General features: G+C 59.0%; 16 protein-coding genes. 5 read left to right on the top strand and 11 right to left on the bottom strand.

Annotated features, from left to right (window positions below):
* Positions 1-76 precede the first annotated feature (76 nt).
* Positions 77-538, top strand: a complete 462-nt coding sequence (locus tag P0111_04170) for a hypothetical protein (GenBank protein ID MDF0643201.1) — start codon at positions 77-79, stop codon at positions 536-538.
* Positions 539-670: 132 nt separating this feature from the next.
* Here the strand turns inward: P0111_04170 and P0111_04165 are convergent, their stop codons facing one another.
* Positions 671-2902: a glycosyltransferase family 2 protein gene (locus P0111_04165; protein MDF0643200.1), complete on the bottom strand. Its 2232-nt coding sequence runs from the start codon at positions 2900-2902 to the stop codon at positions 671-673.
* A gap of 794 nt (positions 2903-3696) precedes the next feature.
* Between P0111_04165 and P0111_04160 the strand changes: the two genes are divergently transcribed.
* On the top strand, positions 3697-4437 hold the full coding sequence (locus tag P0111_04160; protein MDF0643199.1) for a hypothetical protein: 741 nt from the start codon (positions 3697-3699) through the stop codon (positions 4435-4437).
* A gap of 73 nt (positions 4438-4510) precedes the next feature.
* Here the strand turns inward: P0111_04160 and P0111_04155 are convergent, their stop codons facing one another.
* From P0111_04155 to P0111_04135, 5 genes are all read right to left on the bottom strand, one after another.
* Entirely contained in the window at positions 4511-5020 is a 510-nt protein-coding gene (locus tag P0111_04155) for a hypothetical protein (protein ID MDF0643198.1), read from the bottom strand.
* A 278-nt stretch (positions 5021-5298) separates the two neighbouring features.
* Entirely contained in the window at positions 5299-6195 is an 897-nt protein-coding gene (locus P0111_04150) for an LCCL domain-containing protein (GenBank protein MDF0643197.1), read from the bottom strand.
* Positions 6196-6230: 35 nt separating this feature from the next.
* Positions 6231-6710 (bottom strand): hypothetical protein, encoded by a 480-nt coding sequence (locus P0111_04145; protein ID MDF0643196.1) that lies wholly within the window; start codon positions 6708-6710, stop codon positions 6231-6233.
* A gap of 26 nt (positions 6711-6736) precedes the next feature.
* The gene (locus tag P0111_04140) at positions 6737-7816 is read right to left on the bottom strand and encodes a hypothetical protein (protein MDF0643195.1); all 1080 of its coding nucleotides are present in this window, start codon (positions 7814-7816) and stop codon (positions 6737-6739) included.
* Between the two features lie 222 nt (positions 7817-8038).
* Positions 8039-8338: a hypothetical protein gene (locus P0111_04135; protein MDF0643194.1), complete on the bottom strand. Its 300-nt coding sequence runs from the start codon at positions 8336-8338 to the stop codon at positions 8039-8041.
* Between the two features lie 147 nt (positions 8339-8485).
* Here P0111_04135 and P0111_04130 point away from each other — a divergent pair, with 147 nt between their 5' ends.
* Positions 8486-9889, top strand: a complete 1404-nt coding sequence (locus tag P0111_04130) for a tetratricopeptide repeat protein (protein MDF0643193.1) — start codon at positions 8486-8488, stop codon at positions 9887-9889.
* A gap of 88 nt (positions 9890-9977) precedes the next feature.
* Here P0111_04130 and P0111_04125 read toward each other — a convergent pair whose 3' ends face one another.
* From P0111_04125 to P0111_04110, 4 genes are all read right to left on the bottom strand, one after another.
* The gene (locus tag P0111_04125; protein MDF0643192.1) at positions 9978-10826 is read right to left on the bottom strand and encodes a D-alanyl-D-alanine carboxypeptidase; all 849 of its coding nucleotides are present in this window, start codon (positions 10824-10826) and stop codon (positions 9978-9980) included.
* 128 nt (positions 10827-10954) lie between these two features.
* Complete coding sequence (locus P0111_04120; protein ID MDF0643191.1) at positions 10955-11764, bottom strand: hypothetical protein; 810 nt, start codon at positions 11762-11764, stop codon at positions 10955-10957.
* 358 nt (positions 11765-12122) lie between these two features.
* A complete protein-coding gene (locus P0111_04115; protein MDF0643190.1) occupies positions 12123-14795 on the bottom strand; it encodes a glucosidase in 2673 nt (890 codons plus the stop codon).
* A gap of 380 nt (positions 14796-15175) precedes the next feature.
* Positions 15176-15541 (bottom strand): hypothetical protein, encoded by a 366-nt coding sequence (locus P0111_04110; GenBank protein ID MDF0643189.1) that lies wholly within the window; start codon positions 15539-15541, stop codon positions 15176-15178.
* A 260-nt stretch (positions 15542-15801) separates the two neighbouring features.
* Here P0111_04110 and P0111_04105 point away from each other — a divergent pair, with 260 nt between their 5' ends.
* Together P0111_04105 and P0111_04100 are read left to right on the top strand one after the other, a co-directional pair.
* On the top strand, positions 15802-17724 hold the full coding sequence (locus P0111_04105) for a caspase family protein (protein MDF0643188.1): 1923 nt from the start codon (positions 15802-15804) through the stop codon (positions 17722-17724).
* A gap of 77 nt (positions 17725-17801) precedes the next feature.
* Positions 17802-19334, top strand: coding sequence for a caspase family protein (locus P0111_04100; protein ID MDF0643187.1), 1533 nt, complete (start codon positions 17802-17804; stop codon positions 19332-19334).
* A gap of 186 nt (positions 19335-19520) precedes the next feature.
* Here the strand turns inward: P0111_04100 and P0111_04095 are convergent, their stop codons facing one another.
* A complete protein-coding gene (locus P0111_04095; protein ID MDF0643186.1) occupies positions 19521-21026 on the bottom strand; it encodes a hypothetical protein in 1506 nt (501 codons plus the stop codon).
* Positions 21027-21162 lie beyond the last annotated feature (136 nt).

Raw genomic sequence — 21162 nt, 5'->3', positions numbered from 1 at the left:
TTGAGCTTTTTCCCATGAGCAGGTACCATCCCCGCCGAGCGGCTTTACTTATCCACGCAGCAGGGAGGAAACGGGCATGCGCATTCCAGAACAGAGGGCCGTTGTTTTTGTAGCATTGTTGGGGTTGATGGCCGGGGGGTGTGCGAGTGAAGGGACTATGGGAGCCGGGAACGGATCCGCGACAGGTTCGGCTGCTCCGGCTTCCGGCGCCGGAACCGCATCCACGGCGCCGAAGTTCGCTACGGCCGAAGCGGCAGCCAAGTCGGTCCAGACCGATACCTTGCGCACTTGTCTAGCCATGATTCCGTCGAATGCGTCGCCCGGGGCCAAACAGGTGGCGGAGGAAAGCTGCAAACGAGACGAAGCCGCGCGGGCCAGCGTCGGGGGTACGGCCGCCACTAAGAGCAATGACAGGGTGGCATCCGGGACTCAGGGCGACACATTGGAAGCCTGCATGGCCCGCATTCCGAAGGATGCCAGCGTCGGACAGCGGATGTTGGCCGAGCAAAGCTGCCAGCGCGACCAGGCAAACCGCTGAATCCGGGTTTCTCTTCTGTCGGTGTCTGGGAAGTTCGCCTCAGGACTTCTCAGGCACCTCGCTGCTGAACGAGTCTTCCGCCCGCACCCGACGTGAACGGACGTCGACGTACCGGCAATCTGCGCGGTGGTTCTACGCCACAATCGTGACCATCATGTCGAAGAAGGCGGACACACCCCAGAGCGCCTGGCGAGAGAATGCTCTCGACTTGCGCATGGGTTGCATCAGGACGAAGAACAGGTTCATCGGGGAGAACAGCGGAGCAAGCGGACGATCGGAGAACCAGCCGGACTTGGCGTATCGGCCGATTGCTTCCCGTGCGCTCAGTGCGAGGTCTCGGTAAGCTTCCGCCAAGCCGATGAAACGCCTGACGCCGTAGCAGAGAAGGAACACATTGGCAAGCGCGAACGTCGCGGGGATCCAGCGTCCACCGAGCCCGTGATAGAGCGAGAGGCCCGCGCTCACCATGATCATGGTCAATTGCAGGATGAGATCCAACCCGGAGGTTCTCGTGCGCCCGGAGATCTTGGGCGTGCGCCTGAAGGGAATCTTCGTGCCCGCCACCAGTTGCCGGATGGACGTCACGGCGCCCGTGAGGTGGACCGGGATCAGCAGGAGGTTGAGCGCATAGGCGCGCATGAGATCACGGAACGGACGATAGCCGGCTAAGGCCAGGTCCCGGGCATACAAGACGAAGTACGGAAACGCGGCCAGAGGCATGGCTGGTGTCATCAAGTCCGGGGAGAATGGAATCGACAGCAAGAGCACCACACTGAGCGGAGTCAGCGCGAGCGACGTCAAATAGTGCGCCTGCAACAGCGCCTGTGCCGCAGTGGCCGGCCGCTTGGGGGCTCGCCACAGAAACTCCAGAAGCTTCGGCAGGATGATCAAACCGCCGTTGGCCCAGCGAGCCCGTTGGATCACCAACGAGCCGAAATCCGGCGGGGTCGCGCTGTAGGCCAGCCGTTCCGGGTGGTTGTACAGGGTCCACCCCTTCGCCATCAGATCTACCGTGGATTCCGTATCTTCGATCACCGTCCGGTCCTGAATGTAGCGACGAACGGTGATGTGCCCGATCCGTTCAACCTGGCAGATGTCCTCCAACGCAGACTTCCGCAACAGCGCATTGGCTCCCACCCAGAACGTCGCGGCGAACCGTGTGAATCCTTGATGCACGAAATACTGCACATCGGTGGTCGCCCCGGCCGTCCGTTCCAGCGCGCCCGGCGCATTCGGAAAGGCGCTGTACGGGGTCTGGGCCACCGCCATGCGCGTCTGGTCGGGCTGCTCCATGATCCGGACCAACGTGCCGGCATAGTCGGGCTTCAGCAGACTGTCGGCATCCAGCGTGATGACATAGGGCGAGTCGGGGATCAGGCGGCTCCCGATCAGCGCCGCGGTATCTTCCAGGTGAACCCCGTCCGCGCGCAGGACGGGCTTGACCCGTTTCCCCATCACGGCCAGGTAACTGTTCAGGTTCATCGCCTTGTTGGGCTCGTGCGAGAGATTGCAGTATTGCTTTCGTTCGAAGACATCGAACTGCACCACAAAGCGAGCGGCGAGACGTTCGTAGACGGCGTCGATTTCGGTCGCGAGGTCGGCGGGCACGACGTCCGATTGCTGCCGTCCTCTCGCGAACCATTGCCCGGCTGCATCGCGCAGCTCATCCGCCGGGACCGTCAGCACTTCACGGACGAACCAGACATCCGTGTGCGACTGGATCGGACAGTGTTTGGCCTGCGCCTCAAACCACTCAGCCGCCCGCAAGAAACAGTCGGAGAGCCGAACACATTCGGTTTCCCAGCAGGCCTCGGAGGAGGGGCGGTTCCGGAATTCGCGGCGAGCCTGAGCGATGAACTCAGCCGGCTCGTCCATGCGCGTCTGCAGTTCAAAGGGAACCGACCGAGCAGCCCAGAGCGCCGCCCGATCAGGATGGGTCTTGGGCGACGGCGGATCATCCAACAGCAGCACGACCCGCTTGTTCGGATAATCCTGCAATGCCGCCGAGAGCAGCGTTTGGCGGATAACGGGAATTTCCTCTTTATAGGAAGGAACCAGAATGGTGAGGGCGGGAGCCGTGGCAGCGGAACACGAATCAGCCGAGTCGGCCGATAGATCGGCCACGCCGCTGCTTCTCGTCAACCGGCCGAGCCGCGCCAGCTCGTAGCACAGATTGCCGTAAACCAGGTACCCGGCGATCGCGGCGAATATCACCGCCTCGACCACTCGGTCGACTCGCCGCTCCCCGATCGCAGTCCAGACCACGGCCCCGACCGACCATACAAGCATGGCCGCCGCAAGAGCCGTGATTGCCAGGGAGACTTGGGTGAGTCGTAACTCGACCGCTTGCCGCTTCGGTGACATCGGGATTCAAAAAACCTCTGCCCGCCAAAGCAATCGCGATGCCATTGGATTCGGCATGGGCAAAGCGACGGAAGTCCAATATTTCACGATGTCGATTCCGCATTTTCCTTAGAGATTCGTACCGGTTGCAGACCATATCGCCTCAGCGTGAGGCTCAATTGCTGATTAAGATAGGTTCACTGGCCGGTAGATACGTGTATCGGCTAGAACCTATCTCACAATGGGTGTTCCGGTCAGAACTGGTCATGCCCGCGAAAGCGGGCATCCAGAATGACCTGAAAAGACTGGATTCCCGCCTGCGCGGGAATGACAACAACAGATGCCATCCCATCATGAATGAAATTTGAGATAGGTTCTAATTGGCTTTTGTGATGAGCGGGCCTTACAATCGCGCGGGCCGGAGACGCCCTTCCTTCGTTCCTAAATAGGCGGCTGTGTTCATGACAGCATGGTTTCGCTTTAGAGTTCCGATAGTGGTCAAGGCGCTCGTCGTTGTCAGCGTGTTTGCTTCTGTGTCGATGGCGCAAGGTACGCCGCCGGCTGGAGGCACGACAGCTTCCGGTGGGTCCGTCCCACAATCGGGCAACTGTCCTGCCGGGCGACAAGCAGACGGGCATTGCCTGCCGGGAAGTCCGGGAAGCCCTCCAGGATCGAATAGCACCTCAACGCCGCCGGTGACACCGCCAATCCAACCGCCAATGCCGCCGGTCACACCTCCGGTTGCCCCACCGACGACACTCCCGATCACGCCGCCGTCAGGAAGACCGCCGGCCACACGACCGCAGGATCCAGAGTTGCCCCTCTTTGTCACCGGTGCGGCCAATGCCACATTCCACATTCACGACGACGATCGCGACATCGTCTATACCTCGGGCGACGTGCCGCTGACATTCGTTAAGCGTGTTAACCAGGATATGCCCGGCAACACCCAATATATCTTGGTTCCGAATCGATTCAACATTCCACCAGGTCCTCAGGAAGAGCCGTTGTTCAAAACGCAGGTGATCTGGATGGTTGAGGGGAGAGAGTTCGAATGCACGGTCAAAGGGAAAGCGGTCGTCACGTTGCCCACTGCCCCAGGAGGGGCAATGTACTTGGATCCGACTGAACCTCCAACCAGGAGCCCGACCGGAGATTTGGTCGGAAATATCACCGAGCCCGCCTATGGCTACCTGAACGTGGTCGGGCCGGATGGAGGCGACTTTCATAGTGTGGTGATCAAAGCCTTTAATCCTGATGCGAGACTCAAGAAGACCTGCCCAGGCAATCCACCGGTGGTCACGGAGGAGAATTTCCAGGCCGGTTTTCTCCTACACATTCTGTCGCAACCTAATACACGCGAGGATAGCCGTGTCATCTTCCAGGGGCACCAGGAATACGACCAAGGTAACCCACTCGATTTCCTGAATCTGCTCCCGCCAGGCGCGGCCATTCCGGAAGAGGCACGCCGAGCACTCCAGGCGTCTGGCTCCGGCACCAGCTTCCGCTACACCTGGACGTGGAAGTTGCTTCCAGTATTCCAATCAGCGCAGTGACGCTCAGTTACTCCGCGGTGATGGCGCTCATCGCAGCCCCGTCAAGCTGCGACTGTCGATCGCACGCGTTCGACTACCAGGTGAAAGTGCCTGTAATAGGAGCAGGCGCGGGTGAGAGACGAAGAGGGTTGGGAGTCTTTTCCGTGGGCACCTGCCAAACTCCTGTGAATCCCATCAAGTCGCACTGATACTCTGCAGATTTTCCCGTCGGGTCCTGTCTGGTCATCGTGACAGGGTCCAGAAATTTGTCGACCGTAATCGGAACGATCACGCGTGCCGTCGTCACGAGCTGGCCCGCCGACACCGGCAGTTCAACCTGGGCACCGATTCCCTGTTTGACCTTGGAGTCCTTGCCCTTGCGCATCGGAAACGCGTCACTGGTTATGCTACACCTGACCATCACCTTCGTGATGTCCGATGCCAACCTGGTTAGGTTGAGCGGCACCTCGAAGGTGACGTCGCCGGGGATGCTCTTCCATTGAACCACAGCATCGCCATCAGAGCGGCCCGCTTGCGCTGCGTCCGCGGGGTGCCACCCCGCAGCGGTTGCGAGAACGACCAAGGCGACTACCACGTTTCGCATAACGACCCTCCTTCCGATCGATTATTTGCACTGGTTGATCGCAACGTCGTACTCTGCGACCTGTCTGCTAACCCGCATTATTCATGGCGCTTCTACTGCAATCGCCGATCCGCTGCTGCGACAAGCCTGCGTGCGGAGTTTCGCCACGCAGGCCGGCGGGCTCGCCGCTCAGTCGGTCGACATACTGCACGAGTATGCCTTCCTCCCTCACGGCTCCGCGCGCCGGTCTCGCGACGCAGCTCCGCGATTTCGCGACGAACCGTCATGAATAATGCGGGCTAAGGGGTTTTCAGATCTCCCGATCCGGTCCATCCAGGCAACTTGATGGAGCGTGGCACAATGAGGGTAGCGGTGCCCACAGCGGTGAAACCGCTCAACTGAATCTTCCGTGGAACGATGACTGGCGCCGAGCCGGCCGCCGTGAATCCAGCCAACCTGATCGTGCGCGGACCGCCACCAGATAAGCTCAGGCTGGCGGCCGAAAGCCGGTACGGTTGTCCATAGGACATGAAGTCCCAATTTGTCCATTTCTGGGACAAGATCTTATTACGCTCGCTCCCGATGAAGGTCTCCTGCTTCGGCTGCAGAGCCACCGTGACTCGGCCGCCCGTTTCCAGCGTGACGGCTCCGGCGTGAACCGCGGCCACGCAGATCGCGGAGGAAGCGGTATAGATATCTGTACCCCACACGTACCAATCTGCAGTGCCTTTTGGAGGGCAGACCACCGTGATAGGTGCATGGAAGTCGTCAGGCACGCGGTCGAGAGTCGTGAACCAGTCAATTTGCCCCGGCTCGCCGCTTTTGATGAAGGAATATGTGGAATCTCCGGGACCGTAGCTGGAACTCTTTACGCCATTGCGCCCCGTTCCTTCAAACAACTTGGCGCCTTGTCCGATGACGATCGTGACCTGGCCGGATATGCCAGGCGTGAACAGCCCGGCGTGAGCCGCCGCAGTACAGACGGGAGAGTCAACGTGATAGACGTCCGTCCCCCAGATTTCTCGGTTTGTGAGGATGTTCGCGGGACAGATGAACGTGACGACCCTACCGACTTGAGACCGGAAGGCCACCGCGCTCGTGCTTTCCTCCGCCACGAGCAAATGCTGTTGAGCGAGCGCGAGGCTCGGCGCAAGAAGGAGGAGGGAGGAAGCGCACCATTGAATCAGTTGTCGCATCGACGGCATCATCTTCCATGTCGTCGCCGGCGAGGTCATCGATTGTCGCAATCCGTCTGCTTGGTCAGCTCGCCAAGCTTCTCCAACTCGGCCTTATGAGTGCGATAGAAGGTGACGTTCGCCATTTTCACACCAGGCGGCAACGTGCCTCCAGGCTCCGCAAGCGCCCAAGACGCCATGCCGTTCTGGAAGAGCGAGAAGGAGAACAGGAGATACTCGCGCGATGTCAACCCGGCTGCTTTTAGCGCCGACTTCACTGCCGGGACTCCGTCCAGGCGCGCCGCCAGCTCATCGAGCGACTTCGCGCCCTCCTCGCTATCGCACTCGTGCGGCATTTGTTCCGCCAACGGCTCCAGCTTCCGTACGGCCTGCTTATACTTGGCCAACGCCGCGTCGGTCAGCACGTAATCGGCGACTTCCTTCGTGTCGCGGTCGGTCAGACTCTGGGCCACTGCCGGCGCCAGCAGCGCGAGCGCGACCGTTACCAAGAACGAAGCCTTGAACGTCTTGATCATGCTATACCTCATGAAATCGAGTCAGCTCAGAAACCGAGCGCCTTCTCCAGATCTTCTTGCCCTTTCTTGAACTGCTTCTTTTCAGCCGCGTCTTTCTTTTTGGTCAACGCTTCGAACTCGGCCGCCTTTTTCTTCAGGGCCTCACTTTCGGCCTTGTTGGCCAATTCTTCTTTTTCCTCGGCAAGCGAGGTGGCCTGAGCGGCTTTCAGCGCGCTGTCCGGTACCGTCGTCCAGGCCAATCGATAGCCCGGCCGCTTGAACGCCAACTCCTGGTAGACCACGACATACCTTGTCGGATAGCTGCGCTGGCCGATCTGCCGTTCCTCTAAGACATACACAGTCGGGGTGCCGTAGAGATTCGCCTGGTAGGAGTCAAAATACATCCTCCCCGTACTTCCTTGCATCGACACCGATTGCATTCGTTGTGTGTACTCGAGAAAAGCTTGCATATTGGCAGGATCGGGAGGCTTCTCGTTCTCCAGCTGCTTTGCCGCGGCCTGCTGCACCTGATTGAGCGCTTCTTCCTCATCTTGCAACTGGTAACGGTACTGCTCTTTGAATTGGTCCCATTGATACGGACCCTTTTTCGCCTTGGATTTGTAGAATTGAGCAGGGTCGCTTTTACCTCTTGTCACATAGGAGAGACGACCCTTCGTCGCATCGCTGGAGTCGAAAAGATACACGCTGTCCGGCGCCACCGGCATGGAAAACTTCGCGGCATCTTCACGCTTTTCAACGGCTCGGCCATTACGCAGCGGCACGGTCCGCTGTTTCAGTAAGCTGATGGCTTTCCCCTTCCCTTGGGTGAGCATGTTGGACACCGCATGTCTCACATCCGGCACCGGATCGTTGGTGAAAGGCGCGAGTTTATCGACATCGCTGTCTTGCGGTCCGATCATGCCGATCGCATCTGCGGCGGCAATGCGCAACTCAACCTCAGGTCTCTTTCGAAAAAATCGAACAATATCAGGGATGTACTTGCGATCAGCGGTGGAACCCAACGTCCACAAATCTTCCTTCAAGATCGCGACGAAATCGTTCCCCAGTTTGTCGCAACTGGCATTCTTCGGCGCCTTGCTTCCACAGTCCCGTAGATAGCTCGCCACTGTTCGATCTTCTGGGTCATCAGCCGATGCGGCAGCCGTCGCTGGCTGCTGGCCCGCAGCCGGTGGCGATGCCGCCCAAAGCGGGGGAGAGTGCGAAGGGATCCCGAGTGCTATGACTAAACCTGTCATGATGACGGAACGGGCTTGACCTGGCCTCATACGCATCCTCCTTACAATCTACTCGTCCAGCTACAAGACCTGTACTATCTCGCCTCACATCATCTACCGCTGGATTTCAAAGTCTTCCCCGTCAGTATCTTGAGCGACCTCGCCGGTGACTCCTGCACCGCTCTTAATGTGGCGATGTGCCTTTTTATCTCTCTCACGTTTCGCCGCCAGCTTCTTGAGATAATTCCCATTCTCGATATCTCTAATGCTGTTCGCTTCCGTCGGGCAGGCCGCTTTCAATGCCGGCAGTTTCTCCTTGATGTATTCCTGAGCCGTCCTGAAGTCCTTTCCCATTTCTTTCTGTAGGTAGTCATGGAAGTCTGCCCTTGCCACTTGCTCGTAGAACTCCTTCATGAGTTCCGCGCATGATTTCGGCGCCGCTGGACTCGCTGGAGGCCATAAGAGCATGTTGATGGACAGTGAGACCGCAGAGAGAAGCATCCGCAAACTTGCCATAGTTCCTCCTATACTCAGTCAACGTGATGCAGTATAAGGTTGCTCGTGGTTACGAATCTCCGCACGTTTCTGCCGCTCATCACGCTCTGCGCTGCGGCAGCGACAACCTATGCTGGAGCATTCCGCGGCGGGTTTCATTACGACGATTCCCTCTCGATTCTCCAAAACTCCCATCTCGACAGCTGGCAGACCTTCATGGGCCACCTTGATCACATGGTTAGGCCTGTGTTGTACGCGACGTTTCTGTTCGATCGCTCCCTCTACGGAGGGAATCCCATCGGCTACCATCTACTGAATCTCCTGCTGCACCTTGGTTCAGGGCTTCTGATCTATCGCATTCTCAGCAGCGCGATAACGGATGAACACTCTTCCGTCCCGTTCTGGACCGCGCTGCTTTTTCTGCTCCACCCGATTGCTACCGAATCCGTCACGTATATTTCCGGGCGCGCGTCGAGCCTCATGGCCTTCTTCTATCTCTTGGCCCTCTTCCTCTACATCACCGCGCCGCAAGAGACCCGACCTAGAAAACCGCACGGGCTCTACCTGTCAGTCTCGGTCGCGTCATTTGTCTTGGCGATCGGATCCAAGGAAACAGCGGTGACGCTTCCGGTCGTGCTGCTGCTCTGGGACATTTCGATCCGCCGGCTGAGAGGTCCCCAGCTCCGCACGGCACTCCTCTCCTCCCACTCACCGTTCTGGATCGTGCTTCTCCTTGCTGCCGGATGGGCTTGGAGCCACCCGCGCTACGCCGCCCTTGCACAATTCAGTTTCGACATCCGCCCCTTCCGAGACCATGTGTTCAGCCAAGTTCATACCGCCGCCTATGCCATCGCGTTATGCTTCACCCCCTGGAACCAAAACTTCGATCACGATCTCCCGCTATTCCGTTCGCTCACCCAATGGCCGCTGCCACTCGATCTGCTTTTCCTCTCAGCCATGGCAGCCGGCGCATTCGTCGCCCGGCGACAAGTCCCACTGGCGACCTTCGGCGTGGCGTGGTTTCTTGTCCAGTTCCTGCCGACGAGCCTGATCCCGCGCAATGATCTCTTGAGCGAACGCAATCTCTACCTGCCCGCGATTGGCCTTCTGCTCGCCGGCGTCGCGCTTGTTTCGTACTTGATTCACCGAATTCAGTTGACCATGGAGCGACCGGCGCTCGTTCGGGTCGGCTCGTCCATTCTCGCCACAGCCATGATCGCCAGTCTCGGCCTCCTCACCTACCAGCGCAACCTGCTCTATCATGACCGGCTCTTGCTCTGGTCCGACGCGGTTGCGAAATCTCCCAACAAAGCGAGACCGCACAATAACCTCGGCTATGCCTATGCGCTTCGAGACGACTGGGACCGTGCCATCGAGGAATTTCGCAAGGCGGCCAGGCTCGATCCCGATTTCCTCATCGCGCAACAGAACCTTCGCGATGCCTATCTTCACCACGTCGGGCGGCAATAGGGACAGGTTCCGGCGCAGCCGACGCTTGTCCCTGGCTTCGAAGGGGACGGCCACCAAACGAAAAGGCGGCTGCCCATAGGCATGTGCGTCACCCGCTCGCTCCCCCCAGGACAGCGTGACCATAGCGAAGCAGCCGGGAAGCCTGTTCCCATCGATCCGCGAGATTCAAGGCCACAAGCAGCAAGCGGCGCCCGTCCTTGAACATGCTGGCGATAAGACAGCGGCCCGCTTTGCTCGTGTAGCCGGTCTTCACCCCGTTCACGTCCGGATCGACTAACAGCTCGTTCGTGCTGCGCAACACAATTGTCCTGGTGCCGTCCACTGTAGAGATGTCCCGCATGAGCGTTCGAACCATCATGGAGAAGAACGGCTGCTGCAGCGCCTCCTCGGTCAATTTCGCGAGGTCGGCGGCCGTCGAATAGTGCCCAGGGGCGTCGAAACCGCAGGGGTTGGCAAAATGGGTGTTTGTCAATCCCAGTTTGTCGGCCCGCTCGTTCATCATGGCGACAAACCGCTTGTCATCCCTCCCGATATGCCAAGCAACCGCTTCGCAGGCATCATTGGCGCTCGCCACCAGCATGGCCGTGATCAGATCTCGCAAGAGGAATTCTTCGCCGGGCCGAAAGTTGTAGGCCGAATGATGTACCAGCGCGCGACGATCGATCTTGACGATTTGTTGAAGCGGCGCAGACTCCAAGGCGACCAGCGCCGTCATGATCTTGGTGAGGCTGGCGGGCGGCAGCCGGCGGGTCGCATTCTTTTCCAGCAGGACCCGGTCGGATTGAAGTTCGATCAGGTAGACTGCCGCCGCCTTAATAACCGGCCGATCCGGAATGGCGAACGGCTGATCCGCCGCAACAAGATTGTTCGGCAAGACCGACAAGATCGTCAGCGAGAGGGCCACGATCCGCCGGTGGCTGCGCAGCGAACCGTCCATGCCGCGCCTAGTATAGCGTCCTACAAATTGCGTTCATACCCGTTCTCCCAGAACCCGTCGAAGGGTTCGCACTGAATTCCGTTCATGGTTGGACAGGCTTACCACAAACGAATTTCTGGGACAGGACGCTAGCGACCGAACAGGCCCTTCATGAAATTGCCTGCCTTATCAGCGGTCGACTCCTCGGCCGGCGCTTCGGGTTCAGGAGCCGGCTGAGTCTCTTGCGGTGTCACAACCTCGGGCCTGCTGCCCGGTCTTCGAGTGCTCGGTGGCGGCGTCCCGCTCATATCCGGCCGACCCATCGACTGTCCCATCTCCTGGCGTCCCATGCCGCTCATACCCATCATGCCGCCCATATCGAATTTCGTGAACCCTTCCGGGATCTCGAAGAGCTTCGGATCCTGCCTGCCGATCTGGACGTTCGTGAGCTCGGTGAACATCCGCTTCGTTTCCTTACCTTCCTTGTAGAGGAGATCCTGTTTGATGGAAATTCCCTCGCTCGTCCGCCAGGAAAAACCCCCGTACTTTTTGCCGTCCGTGCTCGTCGCAATCGTCTTGTACTTTGTCACCCTCACGCCGCTCAGCGTCTCCTCGCCCATCGCCGTATCTTCATACGTCCATTGGGACGGATCATTCCCCTGTCCCCGGCCGCCTGAGATTGAATGTTCCATGTACATTTTTTCCGAGGGCATGACTTGCCACATCACCCTGGTGTCGTACCGGAAGATCTGAACCGCTCCCTCGCCGGCGCCGGTCAGAAGTTCCTTACGCTCCTTGGTCGGCGTCACGTAGACTCGTTGCCGGATCGTGCCCTCCTCATTCTGAATCGTCTCATCGGCCGAATATTCCGCCTGAGGACGGCTCATTTGGGCCGCGTTGGCCGGCGATACGCCGATCAGACTGACGAGGACCATGACGATGAAGAAGAGACGTGACATGGCAAGCTCCTTCCCAAGATTAGTCGCGGGATCTCCTGACCCGTTCAATTCGCTCTGGGACGACACGCAAGTGGATGATTGCAGAGAATGATGGAATTGGGGTTGAAGGGTAGCGCGCGGACGGCAAAAAGTAAAGCGAGGAATCCCGTAGGTAGTGGGTCAGTTTGCCATCCAGACGCACTGAAGTCTGTCATTCCCGCGGAAGCGGGAATCCAGTCAAGGCCTTCTCTTCAGCAGTTAGGCTTGATCGAGGCATGGATGCTCGCCGAAGCCTGCCCTCGACTGCGATCGGGGGTGGGCATGACGCAAGAGGAAACTGACCCATTACCATCCCGTAGGCAGATCACGCTACGTTGTGCTATTCCCCCGACTGCTGAATCAGCTTCGCGACAAGCCCCGTCCATCCGGTCTGGTGACTGGCTCCAAGCCCGGCCCCATTGTCGCCATGGAAATATTCATGAAATAAGACGTGGTCCTGCCAGAAGGGATCCTCCTGAAACACATTCATCATCCCTAACACCGGACGCCTGCCCGCCCGGTCCTTCAGAAAGAGATGGGTCAAGCGGCGCGACAGTTCGCCGGCGATCTGCCACAGAGTCGCCTGGTTGCCGGACCCGGTCGGATATTCCACCTTGAACTGATCGCCCAGATAGTAATGAAACTTTTGCAACGACTCGATCAGCAGATAGTTCACCGGGAACCAGACCGGCCCTCGCCAGTTGGAGTTGCCCCCGAACAGGTCGGTGCTCGATTCGGCCGGCTCATAGTCCACGCGATGCTCGTGGCCCATCACGGAGAGGATATAAGGATGGTCCTTGTGATAGCGGGACAAGGCGCGGATGCCGTACGGGGATAGAAACTCCTGCTCATCGAGCATGTAGCGCAGCACCGATCTCAGGCGTTTCCGGTGGACGAGCGAGAGAAACCGTCGCACGCCTCCGTCGTACGTTTGCGTCTCGACATGCTGGGCAAACTCAGGACGATTCTCGATAAACCACTGCATGCGATGTTTGAACCGCGGAAGCCGGTCGACCAGTTCGGAATCCAATGTCTCCACCGCGAAGAGGGGGATGAGGCCCACCATCGAGCGTACTTTCAAATGGCGCGTTTCGCCGTTCGGCAGGTGAAGCACGTCGTAGAAGAATCCGTCCTCGCGGTCCCACAACTCGATGTTCGCTCCGCCGATGTTGTTCATCGCGCGGCAGATGTAGACGAAGTGCTCGAAAAACTTGCTGGCGACGTCTTCATACGCGACGTTGTCTCTCGCCAGTTCCAGCGCGATCGCCAGCATGTTCAGACAGTACATGCCCATCCAACTCGTCGCATCGGATTGTTCGATGTGGCCGCCGGTCGGAACCGGCGCGCTTCGGTCGAACACCCCGATGTTGTCGAGCCCCAGGAATCCGCCTTGGAAGATGTTCTTGCCTTCGGTGTCCTTGCGGTTGACCCACCAGGTAAAGTTCAGCAGCAGCTTGTGAAACACCCGCTCCAGGAACCGGCGGTCGCCGACCCCCGTCCGCTTCTTGTCGATCTTGTAGACGCGCCAGGTCGCCCAGGCATGCACCGGGGGATTCGCGTCTCCCAGCGCCCATTCATACGCGGGGATCTGCCCGTTCGGATGCATGTACCACTCGCGCAGCATCAGGACGAGTTGCTCTTTCGCAAACGCCGGATCGACGAGCGCAAGCGGGATACAGTGGAACGCCGAATCCCACGCCGCATACCAGGGATACTCCCATTTATCCGGCATGGAGACGACATCGGCGTTATACAGATGCGTCCACTCCGAGTTGCGGCCGTGAAGCCGCTCTTTCGGCGGCTCAGGACCAACCGGATCGCCCTTCAGCCAGCGTTTCACTTCGTAGTGATAAAATTGCTTGTTCCACAGCATCCCGGCAAAGGCCTGCCGTTGCACGCGCCGGGCGTCCTCCGAAAGACCGGCGGGGGCAAGGCTCTCGTAGAATTCATTCGCTTCCCCGACACGCTGCAGAAAGACCGCCTCGAAGGTTCGCTCGGAAAATTCGACTATCCGCGCTTCGTTCGTGAAGCGTAGTCGGATGGTGTGGGTCGCGCCGGGCCCGAGTGTGAGGATGTAATGCGCGGCGGCTTTGCTGCCGATCCGGTCGGGATTGACGGCATCCTTGTCGCCCCGCACGATATAATCATGGAAACTATCCTTGGCGTAGCGCGCGCCCTCTTGATCCGCAAAGAGAAGGCGACTGTTGGTCTCGTTTTCCGCGAACAGCAGCGACGGGCGATTGTCGCAAAGGAGCCTGCGAAGGCCATAGTAGTCGTGGTTCGTTTCGATAGCGCTCAGGCGATCGTTCCCCTCCGCCTGAGTCAGACGAGGACGCCGCACGTCCGATCCCCAGGACCAGGTGTTGCGGTACCAGAGCGTGGGTAACACCGTCAGCTCCGCCGGGTCCGGCCCTCGATTCACGACCTGAATGCGGATACAGAGGTCCTCCGGCGCCGCCTTGGCATATTCGACGAAGACGTCGAAGTAGCGTCGGCCGTCGAAGACGCCCGTATCGACCAGCTCGAACTCAGGGTCCCGGCGCCCGCGCCGGCGATTCTCCTCGACGAGCCGCTCGTAGGGAAACGGGGCCTGAGGGTACTTGTACAGAAATTTCATGTAGGAATGCGTCGGCGTCGAATCGAGGTAGAAGTAATATTCCTTCACGTCCTCGCCGTGATTGCCCTCATGCCCGCTCAGACCGAACAGCCGCTCCTTCAAAATGGGATCGCGGCCGTTCCAAAGAGCGAGAGCGAAGCAAAGGTACTGGTGTCGATCGCAGATGCCGGCGAGACCGTCCTCGTTCCAGCGGTAGGCGCGGGATCTGGCGTGGTCGTGCGGGAAGGATTCCCATGGAGTGCCGGCGGCGCTGTAGTCTTCCCGGACGGTTCCCCACGCTCGTTCGCTCAGGTAGGGCCCCCACCGCTTCCAATGAGCCAAGCGTTGCGCGTCTTGGACAAGACGCTGCTGCTCGGCGAGTTGCGCGGAAGGCGACGGGGAGCGTGAACGAGCCATAGGACTCCTGCGGCCGGCCGCCCTATCGGAGACCGATAGCCGGACGGCTGCAGGCTAACAGGGCGCCGGACAGAAAACCAGTCCCGCGGAATTGCCGCGGGACTGTGATCGCGCGGAGACCTCAGCGTACGGCCACCGCGCGGAGAGACCTCGACCTTCCGACGAAATGCGGTCGGCCACCAAGGGAACGTCTTCGGCGCCTTGACGCGCGGCCGGCCTTCGGCGTTCAGCGACCGGAGAAAGTCGACGGCCTCCCCCCTTGGCGGTCTCCGCCGCCCGGTCATGGCCCATGCGAACACCGACAATACTCCGCCGGCAAGCGCGGCACGATCCGCTCTGATCAACGATCGCTGCTTCCTCCCCGCACCGTCAGATTCTGGTTATTGAATCTGCCCGTGCGGGACCTGGCGACGGTAGTCGATGGCCAGCTGTTCTGCCTGCTCCACCTCGGCCCAAAGTTGGCGGGCCTGGACCCGTCGCCGAGTCGCCTCTTGATCGTTCACACCGAATCGGGCCTCGTACCACTGAGCCTCCCACTCGATACGATCGGCCAGACAGCGAAGATCTGCAGCCTGCTTCCGGTATTGCGCCGTCAACTGACGAGCTTGATCTTGTGAGACCAACCACGGGCTGACCGGTTGGCCCGATGCGGCGGACGTATCGGTGATCTCACCGGCACAACCGGCAAGAAGCATCATGGCTGCAAACACCTCGGCATAGGCTATACCGACATGTGTGGTATTCATCGTGGCCGCTCCTCTCTCCTGTACCCGACGCTTCCATCCGCTGTCCTCCCGACCAGGCCTACGATACGCACCGCCGAACGAGTAGTCCAATAGTCCGGCGGCGCTGGAGGTGATGTCTCTACTTAATCTTGACAGTTCGACTGGTCGGCGCGTACCCTTTGCCCGCCACAGAAAGGGCGTCCGAATGGTTTGCATAACCACCCTCTGCCGGCGATTCTCGAAGGATGCTCGTGGAACCGGCCGGCACAAGGAGTGAATCCATGCTTCGGCCGTTCACCTGGGTAGTGAGCGGGTTCCTCCTTCGCATCGTCCTTCCTTTTCTTCTCTTCCCGATCCACGCCAAGGCCGGCATCACGATCGACGGCCGCGATGCGGCCGCATATGTCACGGAGCAAACCGGCGCGGCCTGGGCCGTCGTCATCGGCATAGATGGATACCAATATGCCCCGAAGCTACGCTATGCCGTTTCCGATGCCAAGGCAGTGGCGCATGCGCTCGAGACGCAGGGCTTCCAGACCACCGTACTCTACGACGCTCAGGCCACCCGTCGCGCCATCGTCAGCGAATTGGGCGGTAAACTCGTCAAGCGGGTGTCCCCGCGGGATCGTGTCCTGATCTACTATGCCGGGCATGGGGTCGAGCAGAAAGTTGAGGGTGGAAAGGTCATGGGGTACCTCCTTCCGGTGGACGGCGAGATGGATGACTTTGCCGGAACGAGTATCAGCATGGGACTGATCAAAGAGCTGGCCGATGCGCTGCCGTCCAAGCATGTCCTGTTCGTCGTCGATTCCTGTTATGGGGGCATCGCCGGACAATCCTTTCGAAGCGCGAGCCTGTCGAAAACGACCGAAGACTATGTCCGACTGATCACCAGGGAGCGGGGACGGCAGGTCATTACAGCAGGTGGCGCGGATCAGGAGGCCTTGGAGTCACCTGAATGGGGGCACAGCGTCTTCACGCACTACTTCTTGAACGGCATCGAAGAAGGTTTGGCGGATCTCAACAACGACGGCATCATCCCGGCCTCCGAACTCTATACCTATCTGGACAGCCGGGTCTACGCCGCTGCCCAGCTCAAAGGGCATACGCAGAGACCCGAGTTATGGTCGTTGGCGGCAGAAAAGGGAGAGTTTGTGTTCACCCACAGAAGCAAGGTGTCCCGCCTTGCCGGTGAACCGGCTTCCGATCTGAAACAGTCGGCAGAGCAGACCGGCCTCGCCGACCGGCCGGGCCGAGCGACGACCGTGGAGCAGGATTCCCGCGCGGGAGCCGCTCAGTACGCCATGAGGCCGAAAGTCAACCGATTGGAACCAAAACATTCCGGTTCCGCCTCCGCTCACCTTTCGGAGGTTCTGGTTCTCGATCGTGATCCGGCCGGCTGTACCTGGGTGAGTTCAACGGCGCGGGTCCCGTTCGGAGAACACAACACCAGGCACCAGGCGCAGGCGCAAGCGATCTCACAGGCGAGAGCGAAAGCCATGCGCCACTTTCTCGGCATCAAGGTACAAAACAGTTTTGTGGACTTCATGCAGGCGAACGATCTCAAGGGGCAGGCTGCACTCACCGACCAACTGTTGAGGATGACTCAGGAAGGGCACATTCTTAAGGAAGAGATCATCTCATCCCGCGTGGAGAACGGGGACCGGTGCCAGAGTTGCGAGTACGAGGTGAAGCTGAAAGATTGCCTCCTCCCGTTCACCGACCGTGGCGATCGGGACTTCAGGGTTTCGCTCGCGATGAATCGAAGCACCTTCCTTGACGGAGACGAAGGCATCGTCTATGTGAGCGCGACCAAAGATGCCTATGTGCATATCTACAGTATTGACCGGGACCAGAATGCGAGTCTTCTGTTTCCGAATGACTATGCGAAGGAGAACCTGATTCGCGCGGAACGGCAATTCATCTTTCCCAGCGAGGATCTGCGCCAAAAAGGCCTGAAGCTGAAAGCCCGCCTTCCGGCAGGGTCCGCCAGCGCCGCCGAGATGATCAAGGTCATCGCAACCAAAACACCCGTCTCGCCGTCGCTCCTCGATCCGGCTCAGGATGACCGTGACCGTTCTGATGCTTCAACCGGAAAGGATCAACCGGGACAGGGCACCTACTTCCATCTCGTCGCAAAACTTCATCGTGCGAAGGTCTCATGGGTGGAGGACGGCCAGGCCTTCACCATTCATGAGCACTGAAGAGTTGCCGTGAGATGGTCAGTCTGTATAGTGGCGAAGATCGTCGTCGCGAGGCTCGCGTGAAGAAGGAAGCAGACATGAAACCCTGTCGGATGGAAAGGGCTTGGCTGGCCCTTATGTTTCTGGCCTTGGCGACAGGCATCCAAGCCTGCGCGCCGACCAAGCTCCCGTTGAACACCTCAGTTCCTTCGATGAAGATGAAGAAGTTTCCGGTCAGCGCCGCGCTGGTGGTTCCCGACCAGCTTCGGAATCAGGTCTCCACGTACGACGTATCTTGCGCAGGGAATTACGAGATTCCCATCGGAAACGAGCTCGAAACAGGAATGGCGGAGACCCTCTCGCCCTTGTTCGAAACCGTCGATGTCGTCAACGACAAGGGGCTGGCCGTCGGCCACTATGACGTGGTGGTCGAGCCCAAAGCTCTGGAGCTGGCGGCGGATGGACATTGCTTGTCCAGAAGGTTCCTCTACCTCCTCGGCCCGTTCTACATATTCACCAGTCCGACCGACAGTTTTGAAGGGCGCGCCGCAGTGCCGGTGACCGTGATGGACCGGCAGGGTCAAGCGATCATCACGGAAACCTTCAAATCCAAGACCCATAACCAAGACGCCCTGTTCCAAACCAGCGCGGACAAGGACCGCGCGGTCACGATCGCTCTGCGTGAATCGATCATCGACGCCCTGCAACAGATGGGGCGGGGGCTCGCCAACTCGCCGCAGTTGGTTGCGTACGCGCGAAACGTTCCCCAAAAACCGGCCGATCGAGCGACGACCACTGTGACTCGCGCGGAACGATCAAGCGATGTGGACATTCTTCCGCCGGGGGCGGGAAAACGACAAAGCACGCGCTACGCCGTCATCATCGGGATCGAGCAATATCGCCAGAGCCTGCCGGCTGTCGAATTCGCCTCGCACGACGCGTACATTCTGAGGGAATATCTGACGAAGTCTCTGGGCTACCCTGACGAGAACGTCGTGATGGTCGTCAATGAACGGGCCGCCAAGAGCGATTTGGAAAAGTATATCGAGCGCTGGCTCCCCAACCGTGTGGACAAGGATAGCAGCCTGCTGATCTACTACTCCGGTCACGGCGCTCCGAATCCGGCAACTCAAGAGGGATTCCTGGTTCCGTATGACGGCGACCCGACTTTTCTGGAAATTACCGGGTACCCGCTGAAACGGCTCTACGAACAATTGGCAAAATTGCCGGCCCGAGAGATCCTGGTCGTGCTCGATTCCTGCTTCTCCGGCTCCGGAGGACGATCGGTGATTGCGAAGGGCGCTCGGCCGCTCGTGATCAGTATGGAGAACCCGGTCCTGACCGGCGACAAGATCGTAGTGCTGACGGCCAGCTCCGCGTCACAGATTTCCAGCACCTATGATCAAAAAAATCACGGCCTGTTTACCTATTTCTTCCTCAAGGGTCTGCAGGGTGCGGCTGATACGAATAAAGACGGCAGGATCGAGATCTCGGAACTCTACGGCTATGTGAAACCGGAAGTCGAACGGGTGGCACGACGAGAATACAACAACGATCAGGTGCCGCAGTTGATCGGCAGCCCCGACGTGCTCAAGCGAGGGGTGCAGCTACTGGACCGAGTCAGCCAGTGAGAAAAGTAATTGAGCTGCTCCAATATGTAATTAGAACCTATCTCAAATTTCATTCATGATGGGATGGGATCTGTGGTCGTCATTCCCGCGCAGGCGGGAATCCAGCCTTTTCAGGTCATTCTGGATGCCCGCTTTCGCGGGCATGACCAGTTCTGACCGGAACACCCATTGTGAGATAGGTTCTAGTTACGGGCAAGGCGCCTGAGTGCAGACGAGACCATCGGGGACACCCTTGGGCCCTCTGATTGAAACGATGTAAATGTATTTGCTGAATGACTCCGTATCTCCAAAACAGCCATCCACCCAGAATCTCACATTAAAATAGGGCCAGTTGCTTCCGAGCTTCTTCTCCTGAAAATATGCTCCTCCCCGCTTAAAGCGGGTCGGCGTGAGGAACACCTCGTCGAGAACCCAGTCATTTGCCAGCCTCGCATTGGTGAAAAATTCATCGTTCCCCTTGTAACCGACGAAGGGATTGTCATTCCCGTGCCGTATTTCCTGATGGCCGAGATTACTATTCCCACCGATGATCTTGTAATCAGCTCCCGGCTGCCCGATGTTCCTATCTTGTGTATAGATGATCGTCCTAAAATCTACCGCCGGTTCAAAATGAAACGGCGTGAGCGAGGACTTGGTCTTGTCCGGATTTCTTACCACGTACACGAAGCCGTTGTAGGCTCGTAACTTGTCTTCGTCCGGCACATGGACCAGGATTTGGTTGTCGTACCACCAAGCCTGGCCTGTATAGGTAACATCTTTATTCGGACCGAGGATGAAATGCACCTCTCCCCCGTTGGTGCCAAATCCGCTCCCGTTAATGATGACCTGATCACTCGGTTGACCAAGTCCACCCACACTCAACGAGTTGATTGTCGGATTGGGCATCACCTGCTGCGGAGGCGGACCGGATCCGGCCGAACCGAGTGCCTGTTGCGAACTGACAGGCTCTTGCATCGCGGACATCACCGGGGGCCGTACACCGATTGCAGCTTCCTTTAAGCCACCAGCGGGTTTGAGCGCACGAGTCCCAATTTCGTCAGTGACATCGCTCGCGGGATCGTCGGCTGCTGGACTGGTCCCCTCAACACCCCGATGCCGCACTTGCCCACCCATCGGATTCTGTAGTTGACTAAGCTGGGGTTGGATCTGCGCGATCATGGCTGCCCGTCGACTTGCCAGCTGCTGTTGAAACTGCACTTTACGCTGTTGGAATGCCTGATCCGCCTGAGCTATTGCTTGCGCCTCTACCTGTTGTGCCTGTGCTTGTTGCTGGGCCGCTTGCTGTTGCACGGCCTGTTGCTGGGCGGCCAACGCTGATCGGACCTGCGATGAATTAGCTGGCGGATGCTGGACATTCACGGTTCCCGTAGCCCGGCCTCCCTGCTGCGGTGGCATCGGTTGAGCCAGGCGAATCTGTATGGCCCAAAAGAGATTCCGTTGGACGTCTTGCGAGGTGACGTTGTAGGTCATCCGGAGACTACCCGTAGCCTGCTTCGTGATCGACTGGCCGCCAGGGGATTCCAATGTCACGAGAACCGGCGCGCCCTGACCTTGGACTTCGACAATAATCGACCCAGGCTGCGTCACGGCGAAGCCGAACGAGTCCGATTCCGGTCCTTGCACTTCGAACTTTTGCGGGAAGGTCGGCAATTGTGCGTTGGCTTGGCCGATCCCGCTCGATGGCGGTTGCATCCCCGCCTTCCCTGGCCTCTGCATCTGACCAACCCCTCTGCTCTCGATGCCGCCTTCGCCCGTTTGCGAGACATTCTCAGCCGATGAGCAGGCTGCCAGCATACCGACCGCTGCGAGCATCGCACAGGTCCAACCT

This window comes from Nitrospira sp. (genome assembly GCA_029194535.1).
In the GTDB taxonomy this organism is placed as follows: domain Bacteria; phylum Nitrospirota; class Nitrospiria; order Nitrospirales; family Nitrospiraceae; genus Nitrospira_C.
This window is presented reverse-complemented; position numbering and strand designations above follow the sequence as displayed.